We start from the raw sequence: 12,171 nt of genomic DNA on the forward strand, positions 1-12,171 counted from the left end.
GTCCCGGCCGACGGCAGCTGGCGCAGCCGGTGACCGGCCCCCTGGGTCGGCGGACCGCGGTGGACACCGCCCGCCCACAGGTGCGGTTCAGCCCACTGGGATTCGGTGCCTCGCAGGGCGGCAATCTCTTCCGGAGTACGTCGGACGAGGCGTTCGCCGCCGCGGTGGACGCCGCGTGGGCCGGGGGTGTCCGATACTTCGACACCGCGCCGCACTATGGGCTCGGCCTGTCCGAACGGCGTCTGGGTGCCGCCCTCCGCTCCCGACCCCGTGCCGAGTACGTGGTGTCCACCAAGGTCGGTCGGCTGCTCGTGCCGTCGCCGGAGACCGCGCACCTGCGTGACCCGGAGGGGTTCGACGTGCCCGCCGACCACCGGCGGGTCTGGGACTTCAGCCGGGACGGCGTACACCGGTCGGTGGAGGCGAGCCTTCGACGCACCGGCCTGGACCGGATCGACGTGGTATACCTGCACGACCCGGACGACCACTGGGAGCAGGCCGCGTACGAGGCGGTGCCGGCGTTGGTGGAGCTGCGCGAGCAGGGCGTGATCGGCGCGATCGGCGCGGGGATGAACCAGTCCGCGATGCTGGCCCGTTTCGTCACGGAGACCGACGTCGATGTGGTGATGTGCGCCGGCCGGTACACGCTGCTGGAGCAGGGCGCGTTGACCGACCTGTTACCCGCCGCGCAGGCCCGCCGCGTCGGTGTGGTGATCGCCGGGGTCTACAACTCCGGGCTGCTGGCCCGGGACCTGCCGCCCAGCGACGCCGCCTACAACTACCAGCGGGCGCCGGTGGAGGTGGTCGGTCAGGCCCGGCGGATTGCGCGGGTCTGCCAGACGTACGGCGTCACGTTGCCCCAGGCGGCGTTGGCGTTCGTCCGTCGGCACCCGGCCGTGGTCTCGACAGTGGTCGGCGTGCGTGACGCGGTCCAGGTGACCGAGACCCTGCGCCGGTTCGACACCGACGTCCCGGACCAGCTCTGGGCGGCGCTGTACGAGGCGGGGCTGCTCGACGTGCAGCCGTAGTGTCAGCGGTCAGGGGCCCGTCATCTCGGTGGTGGTCGGGTCACCGTCGTCGGGCAACCCGTGCAACGACTCCTCCACACCGATCAGGTGGTTGGCCATCCGGGTGCGGGCCCGCTCCGGGTCACGCGCCACGAGGGCCTTGAGGATCGCCACGTGTTCGTCATGGGTACGCCGGTCCGCGCCCTCCTCGTGCAGGCTCCGCCAGAGCCGCCCGCGGATGGTGCGACCGGCGAACGCCTCGATGAGCCCGACGAGCACCGGGTTCTCGGCGTGCACGGCGATGATCCGGTGGAAGGCGATGTCGATCTCGAGGATGCGTTCGTGGTCCTGCGGTGACTGGCCGACCATTCGGGCGGCCTCGTCGAGCAGCTCCCCGGCCTGGGCGAGGGCCTCGTCGGTGATCCTGGTGGCGGCCAACCGGGCTGCCTCGCACTCCAGCAGCCGCCGGACGGTGTGGATGTGCCGAGGGTCGTCCTGACCCTGGAAGTCCACCACGAAGCCCATCGGGGCCAGCAGTTGCGGCGCGTCGAGGTTGGTGACGTAGGTGCCGTCGCCCTGACGGATGTTGACGATGCCGAGGATCGACAGGGCCGACATTCCCTCGCGCAGTGAGCCGCGCGAGACGCCGAGGGACTCGGCGAGGTCCTTCTCGATCGGCAGGCGGTCCCCGGGCTTGAACCTCCCGTCCAGGATCATCTGCTTGATGCCGTTCACCACTTCGTCGGTGCGTGACATGGTCCCCCTAGCGGCCAGCGGATGTGGCCGTCCCACCCGCGATCACGTACGGCTCCGGAGATGACACGGTAGTCGGGTCGGCCGCGGCCCAGTAGTGGCCGTCGGGAAAGCGGTAGAGCGCGATCGACTCGGGGCGCATCCGCGTGGAGTAGCCGGGCTGGTCGGGCAGGACGTAACCGCTGCCCGAGCCGGTGTCGCGGATGACGCACGGGTCGGTGAAGTGCTCGTGCAGGTGGTCGACGAACTCGGTGACCCGGTTGGTGAGGTCTCCCGAGACCGCGACGTAGTCGAGAACCGACACGTGCTGGACCATCTCGCACAGCCCGACGCCGCCGGCGTGCGGGCAGACCGGTACGTCGAACTTCGCGGCGAGGAGCAGCACGGCGACGATCTCGTTGATGCTGGCCAGCCGACCGGTGTCCAACTGGCAGAAGTCGATGGCCCCGGCCTGGAACAGCTGCTTGAACATCACCCGGTTGTGGCAGTGCTCGCCGGTGGCGACGCCGATCGGGGCGACGGCCCGGCGGACGGCCGCGTGACCCAGGATGTCGTCGGGGCTGGTCGGCTCCTCGATCCACAGCGGTGTGAACCGGGCGAGGGCGGTGACCCACTCGATGGCCTGGCCGACGTCCCACACCTGGTTGGCGTCGATCATCAGGTTGCGGTCCGGGCCCAGGATCTCCCGGGCGATGGCGCACCGACGGATGTCGTCGTCGAGGTTGGCGCCCACCTTGAGCTTGACGTAGCCGTAGCCGCTGTCGACGGCTTCCTGGCACAGCCGGCGCAGCTTGTCGTCGCCGTAGCCGAGCCAGCCGGCCGAGGTGGTGTAGGCGGGGTAGCCGGTCCGGTGGAGCTCGGCGAGGCGGTCGGCCTTCGTGCTCTCCTTGGCTCGCAGGATGGCCAGTGCCTCGTCGCGGGTCAGCGCGTCGGACAGGTAGCGCAGGTCCGCGATGTCGACGAGTTGGTCGGGGGTCATGTCGACCAGGAGCCGCCACAGCGGCTTGTCGGCGAGCCGGGCCACCAGGTCCCACGAGGCGTTCAGCACGGCCGCGAGCGACAGGTGGACGACGCCCTTCTCGGGCCCGAGCCACCGCAGCTGCGAGTCGGACGTGAGGAGGCGGTAGACCGCCCCCATGTCGGCCGCCATCGTCGCCACGTCCAGGCCCACGAGGAGCTGTGCCTGGTGGACCGCCGCGGCGGCGACGATGTCGTTGCCCCGACCGATGGTGAAGGTCAGGCCGTGGCCCGCGAGCGGCGCGCCCACGCTGTCGGTGCCGTCGGTGTGCAGGACGACGTAGGCCGCTGAGTAGTCGCCGTCCTTGTTCATGGCGTCTGACCCGTCAGCGGTCAGGGAGGTGGGGAAGCGGACGTCCTCGACGGTGACAGCGGTGATCTGCGGCATGCGCTCCTCGCCCGACTAGGCAAAAGATCAGATGATCATTCGGAGTATACGGAGGCTGGTTCAGGTGCGTCAACGACGTCGATCACCTGACCGATGCAGACATCCAATGTTTCTGATCGGGATCGGACGCCGGGCGAGAGGCGCTTCCCACCTGGTGTGTTCGGATGCCGAGCGACCGCCGTCATGGCGGCGGTACCCCGCCGTCGCGGCCCGCGATCGCGCATTTGCGCCACGGTCGAAACCCAATCCGCTGGTAGTGGGCGCGCGCTGTCCGAAGTGGGACCCCGGCCGGTGGAATGTGTCGAATGGTGGGCGGCGGCGCGCCGCTCGGAACGAGGGTCGGAGCCAACGGCCGACCGAGGGTTTTGAAGATTGGATGTTCACTCTGACCGTCGACATCGACGGTCGATTATGGGCAACGTTCCTTACATCTGGATCCTGCATACATCACATCTTTGTGGACCGTTGTTCGACCACCCGGCAGCCTTGTCGCGCCACTGACCGCCGCCTCCCGCCGGCCCCCGCCGCCCGGGGCCGGCGGCGGGGCGCGGTCGGGTGACGGTCGTCACCGCCTCCGCCGCCGACACGCCAGCACCGACATGTGGGGTGTGACAACCGCTGGGTCCCTATATATGGTGTCGAACGCAGCTGGTTCGACCGCTCACCCAGGGCGGTCGAGGCAAGAGGGAACCCGGTGGAAATCCGGGACTGTCCCGCAGCGGTGAGTGGGAACGACAGCCGTCATCAGCACTGGACCACACGGTCTGGGAAGCGACGGCCGGTAGGAGACCGGCGAGCCCGGTCGCGCCCACGAGTCCGAAGACCTGCCAGCGCGCCGCGTACCCGCACCCGGGTGTGCGGCGGTCCGAGGCCGCGTGGGACGGCTGACGCCATGTGACCCACGCCGCCGGCGTGGCGTCCGTCGGTGTCTGTCTCCGCGCGTTCGGACCTCCAGGTCTCGAACTCCGAGGAGCGAGTGGTGACAGTCACCGAGGTAGTCCCGGCCAGCGCCGACGCGGCACCGCGGCGGACACCGATGCAGGTCCGCAAGCGCGACGGCGGCACCGAACCCGTGGACGTGAACAAGATCGTCCGGGCGGTCGAACGGTGGGCCGACGACCTGACCGACGTCGACCCGATGCGCGTCGCCACCCGCACGATCAGCGGCCTGTACGACGGCGCGACGACAGCCGAGCTGGACCGGCTGTCCATTCAGACCGCGGCCGAGATGATCGGTGAGGAACCGCAGTACTCGCGCCTCGCCGCCCGCCTGCTCGCCGGCTACGTCGACAAGGAGGTGCGTCGGCAGGGCATCGCCTCGTTCAGCGCGGCGATCCGGACCGGCCACACCGAGGGCCTGATCGGAGAAGACACCGCCGCGTTCATCGCCACGCACGCCGCGGTGCTCGACGATGCCATCGACCCGGACGGCGACCGGCGGTTCGAGTACTTCGGGCTACGCACCGTCTACGACAGGTACCTGCTGCGCCACCCCACCAGCCGGGCGGTGCTGGAGACTCCGCAGTACTGGCTGCTGCGGGTGGCCTGTGGCCTGTCCCGTACGCCGGACGAGGCGGTCGGCTTCTACCGGTTGATGTCCAGCCTGGCGTACCTGCCCAGCTCACCGACGCTGTTCAACTCCGGCACCCGGCACACCCAGATGTCCTCCTGCTACCTGGTCGACTCACCGCTCGACGAGTTGGACTCGATCTACCAGCGCTACGCCCAGGTCGCCAACCTGTCCAAGTTCGCCGGCGGCATCGGCATCGCGTACTCCCGGGTCCGCTCCCGGGGCGCGTTGATCCGCGGCACCAACGGGCAGTCCAACGGGATCGTGCCGTGGCTGCGCACGTTGGACGCGAGCGTCGCGGCGGTCAACCAGGGTGGCCGGCGCAAGGGCGCGGCGTGCGTCTACCTGGAGCCGTGGCACCCGGACATCGAGGAGTTCCTGCAACTGCGGGACAACACCGGCGAGGACGCCCGCCGCACCCACAACCTGAACCTGGCCAACTGGGTCCCGGACGAGTTCATGCGCCGGGTCGAGGCCGACGAGATGTGGTCGCTGTTCGACCCGCACGAGGTGCCCGAGCTGCCCGACCTGTGGGGGGAGCGGTTCGACGCCGCGTACCGCGAGGCCGAGGCGCAGGGCCGCTACGTCCGGCAGGTCCCGGCGCGGGAGCTGTACGGGAAGATGATGCGCACCCTGGCCCAGACCGGCAACGGGTGGATGACCTTCAAGGACGCGTCGAACCGGCTGTGCAACCAGACCGCCGAACCGGGCAACGTGGTGCACCTGTCCAACCTCTGCACCGAGATCGTCGAGGTGTCCAGCGACGCCGAGACCGCCGTGTGCAACCTCGGCTCGGTGAACCTCGCCGCCCACCTCGTCGACGGTGACATCGACTGGGAGCGGCTGCGCGCCACGGTGCGTACCGCGGTGACCTTCCTCGACCGGGTCATCGACATCAACTACTACCCGACCACGCAGGCGGCGGCGAGCAACCCCCGCTGGCGGCCGGTCGGGCTCGGGCTGATGGGCCTGCAGGACGTCTTCTTCGCACTGCGGCTGCCGTTCGATTCGCCCGCCGCGCGGGAGCTGTCCACCCGGGTCAGCGAGGAGCTGTACCTGACCGCGCTGGAGACCTCCGCCGACCTGGCCCGCCAGTACGGCGCGCACCCGACGTACCCGCAGACCCGGGCCGCGCGGGGTCAGTTGCAGCCCGACCTGTGGGGTGTCGAGGGTACGCAGGCCACCCGGTGGGACGCCCTGCGGGAGCAGGTCGCGGCGCACGGGCTGCGCAACTCACTGCTGGTGGCCGTCGCCCCGACCGCCACCATCGCCTCGATCGCCGGGTGCTACGAGTGCATCGAGCCGCAGGTGTCGAACCTGTTCAAGCGCGAGACGTTGTCCGGGGAGTTCCTCCAGGTCAACACCGCTCTGGTCCGCGAGCTGAAGGCCCGGGGTCTGTGGACCGACCGGATCCGGTCGGCGATCAAGCGGGCCGAGGGGTCGGTGCAGGACATCGCGGAGCTGCCGGCCGGCGTCCGGGAGTTGTTCCGCACCGCGTGGGAGCTGCCGCAGCGGGCGCTGATCGACCTCGCCGCCGCCCGTGCCCCGTTCATCGACCAGTCCCAGTCACTGAATTTGTTCCTGGCCGCGCCGACCATCGGCAAGCTCTCCTCGATGTACCTGTACGCCTGGAAGGCCGGGCTGAAGACCACCTACTACCTGCGCTCGCGCCCCGCGACGCGGATCCAGCAGGCCACCGTCAGCGCCGTCGCACCCGTGGCCGCCGCGCCCGTCGCCCTTGCGCCCGTCGCCCTCGCGCCTGCTGCCCTCGACGCGGAGGCGCTGGCCTGCTCGCTGGAGAACCCCGAGTCGTGCGAGGCCTGCCAGTGACCGCCGCCCACCCCATCACCGCCGACACGAGGACCACGCACATGCTGCTCGACCCCGGGATGGACCTCACCCTCCGCCCGATGCGCTACCCGCACTTCTTCGACCGCTTCCGCGACGCCATCCGCAACACCTGGACGGTCGAGGAGGTCGACCTGCACGCCGACCTCGCCGACCTGGACAAGCTGTCGCCGGCCGAGCGGCACCTGGTCAGCCGCCTGGTGGCGTTCTTCGCCACCGGCGACACGATCGTCGCGAACAACCTGGTGCTCAACCTGTACCAGCACGTGAACAGCCCCGAGGGTCGCCTCTACCTGTCCCGGCAACTGTTCGAGGAGGCGGTGCACGTCCAGTTCTATCTCAACCTGCTCGACACGTACGTGCCCGACGAGACCGAGCGGTTCGAGGCCTTCGCCGCGATCGAGAACATCCCCTCGATCCGCCGCAAGGCGGAGTTCTGCTTCCGCTGGATCGACTCCCTGGGCGATCTTCGGGAGCTGCGCTCGCGCGAGGACCGGCGAGCGTTCCTGCTCAACCTGATCTGCTTCGCCGCCTGCATCGAGGGGCTGTTCTTCTACGGCGCGTTCGCGTACGTCTACTTCCTGCGCTCCCGTGGCCTGCTGCACGGCCTCGCCTCCGGCACCAACTGGGTGTTCCGCGACGAGAGCATGCACATGGCGTTCGCGTTCGACGTCGTGGACACGGTTCGCGCCGAGGAGCCGGACCTGTTCGACGACGACCTCGCCGAGCAGGTGCGGCAGATGCTCACCGAGGCCGTCGAGTGCGAGGTGCAGTTCGCCGAGGACCTGGTGGGCCAGGGCGTGCCCGGTCTGACCCTCGCCGACATGCGGGAGTATCTCCAGCACGTCGCCGACCGTCGACTCGCCCAGCTCGGCATCGCCCCGCACTACGGGTCGAGCAACCCGTTCGCCTTCATGGAGTTGCAGGACGTGCAGGAGTTGTCCAACTTCTTCGAGCGGCGGGTGTCGGCGTACCAGGTCGGGGTGACCGGCACTGTCGCCTTCGACGACGACTTTTAAGGCCTGTTCTTTCGAAACAGGCCTTAGGCGGCGACCGATCCGGGGGCCCGGCGTCGCTTGGTGAGCCACCGCATCACGTGCAGGGGGTGCGACGCCGGGTCCGGAATCGGGTGGAAGACGTGTTCCACCACACCGTCGGCGATGATCAGGGTCAGCCGTTCGTAGAGCGTCATGTCACCAGCGGTGCGGGTCGGCAGGCGCAGCGCGTCGGCCAGGGTCAGCCTCGGGTCGGGGATCAGCGGGTAGGGCAGCCGTAGCCGGTACGCGAGTTCCCGCTGGTACCCGGTCGACTGCGCGGACAGGCCGTACACCCGGGCGGCGCCGGCCGCGCGGAGTTCCGCGTGGTGGTCACGGAACCAGGCGGCCTGCTCGGTGCTGCCCCGGGCGCCGTGGACCTCCAGCAGCCCGTTGGGCAGGTCGACGCCCGGCCGTCCGGTCAGTGGGTACACGAAGATGACGGTGCGTCCGACGCCGAGCGCGCCGAGGTCGACCGGGCGGCCGTCGGTGCCGTAGAAGGACAGCGACGGCAGGCTGGTGCCGACCAACGCGGCGGGGTCACCCCCGACTTCGCCACCGCCGGGTACGACCTGGGTCGCCGCCGCGTCGAGGCGTGCGTCCAGCGCGTCCCGTTGGGCGGTCAGCCTGCCGATCCGCTCCTGGAGGGTGGTGATGGTGCTGCGGTACGTCGCCACCGCCGCCGCGCACACGTCGGTGTCGTCGGCGCCACCGGCGATCGACTCGACGAACGGGCGGGTCTCCTCGACGGTGAGGCCGAGGGCCATCAGCTCGCGGATCTGCGCCACCAGCCGCACCGCGATCGGGTCGTACTCGCGGTAGCCGTTGCCGAGCCGCCGGGGCACGACCAGCCCCGCCGACTCGTAGTACCGCAGTGCCCGGACCGTCGTCCCGGTCCGTCGTGCCAGCTCACCCACCCGCATCCCGCGACCCTAAACCCGCACCCTGGGGTACGGGTCAACGTGTCCATCGTCGCGGTGCCAGGACCGCCGTTTCCTGCCAGTCTGGCGGCGAAAAGGCAGTGTGACCAGGGAGTGTGTGTGATGACGGTGATCAATCGGGTGCGTGCTCGGCAGATCCTCGACAGCCGGGGCAACCCGACCGTCGAGGCCGACGTGGAACTCGGCGACGGCTCGGTCGGCCGGGCGGCCGTACCGTCCGGTGCGTCGACCGGTGCGAACGAGGCGGTCGAGCTGCGCGACGGGGACCCCGCTCGCTTCCACGGCAGGGGCGTGACGACGGCCGTCGCCGCCGTCAACGGCGAGATCGCCGACGCGGTGATCGGGCTCGACGCCGAGGACCAGGCGCTGATCGACGAGACGATGATCGATCTCGACGGCTCGAAGGACAAGGGGCGACTGGGCGCCAACGCGATCCTCGCGGTGTCCCTGGCGACGGCGAAGGCGGCGGCGGTGGCCCACCGGCAGCCGCTCTACCGCTACGTCGGCGGCGTCGGTGCCCGCCTGCTGCCGGTGCCGATGATGAACATCGTCAACGGCGGCGCGCACGCCGACAACCCGCTGGACTTCCAGGAGTTCATGATCGCCCCGGTCGGGGCACGCACCTTCGCCGAGGCGGTCCGGGTCGGTTCGGAGGTCTTCCACACCCTGAAGGCGTCCCTGGCCGCTGCCGGTCACCAGACCAACGTGGGCGACGAGGGCGGGTTCGCGCCGAACTTCTCGACCGCCGACGAGGCGCTGCGCTTCGTGGTGCGCGCCGTCGAGGACGCCGGCTACCAGCCGGGGACCGAGGTGGCGATCTGCCTGGACCCGGCCAGCTCGGAGTTCTACCGCGACGGCGTCTACGACTACGTCGGCGAGGGTCGTCAGCGCACCGTGGAGGAGCACATCGACCACCTGGTGGACCTGGCCGCCCGGTACCCGATCAGCTCGATCGAGGACCCGATGGCCGAGGACGACATCGCCGGCTGGCAGCGGCTGACGGCACTGGCGGGGGACCGGGTGCAGTTGGTCGGCGACGACGTCTTCTGCACTGACGTCGACCGGTTGCGCGACGGCATCGAGGGTGGTTACGCCAACGCGATCCTGGTCAAGGTCAACCAGATCGGCACGCTCACCGAGGCCCTCGCGACGGTGGACGCCGCCCACAAGGCGGGGTACCGGGTGGTGATGTCCCACCGCTCCGGCGAGACCGAGGACACCACCATCGCCGACCTGGCCGTGGGAGTGGGCTGCGGGCAGATCAAGACCGGCTCACTGTCGCGTTCGGACCGCACCGCCAAGTACAACCAGCTCATCCGCATCGAGGAGGAGCTCGGCGTCCGCGCCGTCTACGCCGGGAGTCGCTGACATCGCCGCACCACGCGGATGCCGTACGGGCGCGACCGGCGGCCAGCCGTCGGGCACCCTCTGGGGAGGGGCGCGGTGGTAGGCGGTATACCTCAGAGTCATGATGATGACTCTGAGGTATACCGCTCGTCAGCACCCCCGCGATGGCCGCCGGCCCAGCGCCCATCGCTGCGCCCAGAGATGAGCGACATCACCGTGCGGCCCATGGCCGACGGCGACGCCGGTCGGGTCCTGGAGATCTACCAGGCCGGCCTCGACGCCGGCAACGCCAGCTTCGAGGTCACCGCGCCGACCTGGGCGGCGTTCGACGCCGCGCGCCTGACCGCGCACCGCTTCGTGGCCGTCGACCGCACCGGCGCGGTCCTCGGCTGGGTCGCGGTCTCGCCGACCTCCACCCGGGAGGTGTACGCCGGTGTGGTCGAACACTCCGTCTACGTGGACCCGGCGGCCCAGGGCCGTGGTGCCGGTCGACTGCTACTGGACGCGCTGACCAGCTCCACCGAGGCAGCCGGCATCTGGACGATCCAGTCCGGAATCTTCCCGGAGAACACCGCCAGCCTGGCACTCCATCAGCGGGCCGGGTTCCGTGTCGTCGGCGTACGCGAACGGGTTGGTCGTCACCACGGACGCTGGCGTGACGTGGTCCTGCTGGAGCGGCGCAGCCCCACCATCACCTGACCGGCCCGGAGCTGTCAGCGTCGGCTCGCGCAGGCCACGCAGGTGCGCGCCGACGGGCGGGCGACCAGTCGCTCGGCGGGAATGGGACGACGGCACCGTTCACACACCCCGTAGCTGCCGTCGTCGACCCGTCGCAGCGCGACGTCCAGCTCCGCGAGGCGGCGGCGGGCGGCGTCCAGGACGGCGGTGAGCTGTGCGCGTTCGAAGGCGATGGTGGCGCCCTCGGGGTCGTGCTCGTCGTCGGCGTTCGACGCCCGGGACGCTTCGAAGAGGCTGCGCAGGTCGCCGTCGAGGGCGGCGACCTGCGCCTCGGTCTGCTGGCGCAGCCGCAGAAGTTCGTCGCGGATCGCGGCGGAGTTCCTGTCCATGGCGGTTCCACGGTACTGCCGAATGACAGTGGTCACAGTATTTTGCATTCCGAGACGACCGGTCATATCGTTTGCGGTGTCAGCACGCCGGAACCGTCAGCGGAAGGAGCCCGCCATGGCACGATCGAAGTCGCCGGCCTCCGCCGGGACGCGGCAACGGTTGTCCGACGCCGCGTTGGACCTGTTCCACCTGCGCGGTTACAACGGCACGAGCGTCCAGGACATCGTCGCCGCCGCCGGAGCACCCAAGGGCACCTTCTACAACCACTTCGCCAGCAAGGAGGACCTCGCCCTCGACTCGGTGGCGAGATACTCCGCGGCGATGGGGCTGGAGATGCTCGACAAGAAGCAGGGCGGCACGCCGCGCGAGCGGATCGTCAACCACCTCCGCTACATCACCGGCCTCGGCGACACCATGGGTGACCGGGGCTGCCTGCTCGGCAACTTCGCCAGCGAGATCCCCGCGCACAGTGACGTCCTACGCGCCGCCGTCGATGCCGGCTTCGGCCGGTGGGTCGCCGCTCTCACCGTGGCGATCGAACAGGCGCGCGCCGCCGATGAGCTGCACGGCGACGAACCGGCCCGCGACCTCGCCGGCTTCGTGGTCTCCGGCTACGAGGGGGCGGCAGCGCGGGCGAAGGCTTCCGGCAACCAGGATGCCCTGCGGGAGTTCTTCACGATCACCACGACGCGGATCCTCACCTGATCCCTGTCGATCACCAACTGTGGCGAGGGGCGTTGTACCCGAGCCTCGGCTCTTACCCATTTCAAGACGACCGGTCGTACGCCTTCGGCCGGCAGGCCCCACCAACCGCACTGAGGAGTCGGACATGAGCACCTACCTGATCAACCACCTGCGTATCCCCGGCGGCGTGCCCACCGAGGAGTCCCTGCGGTACCTGGAGCAGGTCCAGGCCACCACCGAGGCGTACGGCGCCAAGTGGCTCGCCGTCGACGCCGAGGTGCAGGTCATCGAGGGCGCCTGGCCCGGTTCCGTCGTGCTGATCGAGTTCCCGGACGCGGAGACCGCGAAGGCCTGGTACAACTCGCCCGAGTACCAGGCGATCCTGTCGCTGCGCACCGCACACACCATCAACGACCTGATCCTGGTGGACTCGGTCGGCCCGGAGTTCACGGTGGCCGGCTACGCGCAGCAGATCCGGACCCTGCTCGGCCAATGACGCCGGACCCCGGCCCCC

The 12,171-nt window shown here is 70.0% G+C and carries 11 protein-coding genes and 1 riboswitch; of the genes, 7 read left to right on the forward strand and 4 right to left on the reverse strand.

Annotation, left to right across the window (positions count from 1 at the left end; genetic code table 11):
- The first annotated feature begins 29 nt into the window (after nucleotides 1–29).
- On the forward strand, nucleotides 30–1,028 hold the full coding sequence (locus O7631_RS20005) for an aldo/keto reductase (RefSeq protein WP_278145619.1): 999 nt from the start codon (nucleotides 30–32) through the stop codon (nucleotides 1,026–1,028).
- 9 nt (nucleotides 1,029–1,037) lie between these two features.
- Here O7631_RS20005 and O7631_RS20010 read toward each other — a convergent pair whose 3' ends face one another.
- Together O7631_RS20010 and O7631_RS20015 are read right to left on the reverse strand one after the other, a co-directional pair.
- Entirely contained in the window at nucleotides 1,038–1,763 is a 726-nt protein-coding gene (locus O7631_RS20010) for a FadR/GntR family transcriptional regulator (protein ID WP_278145620.1), read from the reverse strand.
- A gap of 7 nt (nucleotides 1,764–1,770) precedes the next feature.
- On the reverse strand, nucleotides 1,771–3,165 hold the full coding sequence (locus tag O7631_RS20015; RefSeq protein WP_278145621.1) for an enolase C-terminal domain-like protein: 1,395 nt from the start codon (nucleotides 3,163–3,165) through the stop codon (nucleotides 1,771–1,773).
- Between the two features lie 632 nt (nucleotides 3,166–3,797).
- Nucleotides 3,798–4,012: riboswitch (cobalamin riboswitch) on the forward strand.
- Between the two features lie 189 nt (nucleotides 4,013–4,201).
- Here O7631_RS20015 and O7631_RS20020 point away from each other — a divergent pair.
- Together O7631_RS20020 and O7631_RS20025 are read left to right on the forward strand one after the other, a co-directional pair.
- Nucleotides 4,202–6,565, forward strand: a complete 2,364-nt coding sequence (locus tag O7631_RS20020; protein ID WP_278147976.1) for a ribonucleoside-diphosphate reductase subunit alpha — start codon at nucleotides 4,202–4,204, stop codon at nucleotides 6,563–6,565.
- A 41-nt stretch (nucleotides 6,566–6,606) separates the two neighbouring features.
- The gene (locus tag O7631_RS20025; protein ID WP_278145622.1) at nucleotides 6,607–7,602 is read left to right on the forward strand and encodes a ribonucleotide-diphosphate reductase subunit beta; all 996 of its coding nucleotides are present in this window, start codon (nucleotides 6,607–6,609) and stop codon (nucleotides 7,600–7,602) included.
- Between the two features lie 23 nt (nucleotides 7,603–7,625).
- Here the strand turns inward: O7631_RS20025 and O7631_RS20030 are convergent, their stop codons facing one another.
- Nucleotides 7,626–8,540, reverse strand: coding sequence for a MerR family transcriptional regulator (locus O7631_RS20030; protein ID WP_278145623.1), 915 nt, complete (start codon nucleotides 8,538–8,540; stop codon nucleotides 7,626–7,628).
- Nucleotides 8,541–8,660: 120 nt separating this feature from the next.
- Here O7631_RS20030 and eno point away from each other — a divergent pair, with 120 nt between their 5' ends.
- Together eno and O7631_RS20040 are read left to right on the forward strand one after the other, a co-directional pair.
- Nucleotides 8,661–9,926: a phosphopyruvate hydratase gene (eno, locus tag O7631_RS20035; protein WP_278145624.1), complete on the forward strand. Its 1,266-nt coding sequence runs from the start codon at nucleotides 8,661–8,663 to the stop codon at nucleotides 9,924–9,926.
- A gap of 180 nt (nucleotides 9,927–10,106) precedes the next feature.
- Entirely contained in the window at nucleotides 10,107–10,604 is a 498-nt protein-coding gene (locus tag O7631_RS20040; protein ID WP_278145625.1) for a GNAT family N-acetyltransferase, read from the forward strand.
- A 14-nt stretch (nucleotides 10,605–10,618) separates the two neighbouring features.
- Here O7631_RS20040 and O7631_RS20045 read toward each other — a convergent pair whose 3' ends face one another.
- Nucleotides 10,619–10,972, reverse strand: coding sequence for a TraR/DksA C4-type zinc finger protein (locus tag O7631_RS20045; RefSeq protein ID WP_278145626.1), 354 nt, complete (start codon nucleotides 10,970–10,972; stop codon nucleotides 10,619–10,621).
- 115 nt (nucleotides 10,973–11,087) lie between these two features.
- Between O7631_RS20045 and O7631_RS20050 the strand changes: the two genes are divergently transcribed.
- A complete protein-coding gene (locus O7631_RS20050) occupies nucleotides 11,088–11,678 on the forward strand; it encodes a TetR/AcrR family transcriptional regulator (RefSeq protein ID WP_278145627.1) in 591 nt (196 codons plus the stop codon).
- 124 nt (nucleotides 11,679–11,802) lie between these two features.
- On the forward strand, nucleotides 11,803–12,153 hold the full coding sequence (locus O7631_RS20055) for a DUF1330 domain-containing protein (RefSeq protein ID WP_145782850.1): 351 nt from the start codon (nucleotides 11,803–11,805) through the stop codon (nucleotides 12,151–12,153).
- Nucleotides 12,154–12,171: the final 18 nt, after the last annotated feature.

It is taken from the genome of Micromonospora sp. WMMD967 (assembly GCF_029626165.1).
Classification (GTDB): Bacteria; Actinomycetota; Actinomycetes; order Mycobacteriales; family Micromonosporaceae; genus Micromonospora; species Micromonospora taraxaci.

Bases quoted from the DNA above. Each gene is read 5' to 3' on its own strand.
- O7631_RS20010 (WP_278145620.1), bottom strand. From the start codon at position 1,763: ATGTCACGCACCGACGAAGTGGTGAACGGCATCAAGCAGATGATCCTG.
- O7631_RS20015 (WP_278145621.1), bottom strand. From the start codon at position 3,165: ATGCCGCAGATCACCGCTGTCACCGTCGAGGACGTCCGCTTCCCCACC.
- O7631_RS20020 (WP_278147976.1), top strand. From the start codon at position 4,202: ATGCAGGTCCGCAAGCGCGACGGCGGCACCGAACCCGTGGACGTGAAC.
- O7631_RS20025 (WP_278145622.1), top strand. From the start codon at position 6,607: ATGCTGCTCGACCCCGGGATGGACCTCACCCTCCGCCCGATGCGCTAC.
- O7631_RS20030 (WP_278145623.1), bottom strand. From the start codon at position 8,540: ATGCGGGTGGGTGAGCTGGCACGACGGACCGGGACGACGGTCCGGGCA.
- eno (WP_278145624.1), top strand. From the start codon at position 8,661: ATGACGGTGATCAATCGGGTGCGTGCTCGGCAGATCCTCGACAGCCGG.
- O7631_RS20040 (WP_278145625.1), top strand. From the start codon at position 10,107: ATGAGCGACATCACCGTGCGGCCCATGGCCGACGGCGACGCCGGTCGG.
- O7631_RS20045 (WP_278145626.1), bottom strand. From the start codon at position 10,972: ATGGACAGGAACTCCGCCGCGATCCGCGACGAACTTCTGCGGCTGCGC.
- O7631_RS20050 (WP_278145627.1), top strand. From the start codon at position 11,088: ATGGCACGATCGAAGTCGCCGGCCTCCGCCGGGACGCGGCAACGGTTG.
- O7631_RS20055 (WP_145782850.1), top strand. From the start codon at position 11,803: ATGAGCACCTACCTGATCAACCACCTGCGTATCCCCGGCGGCGTGCCC.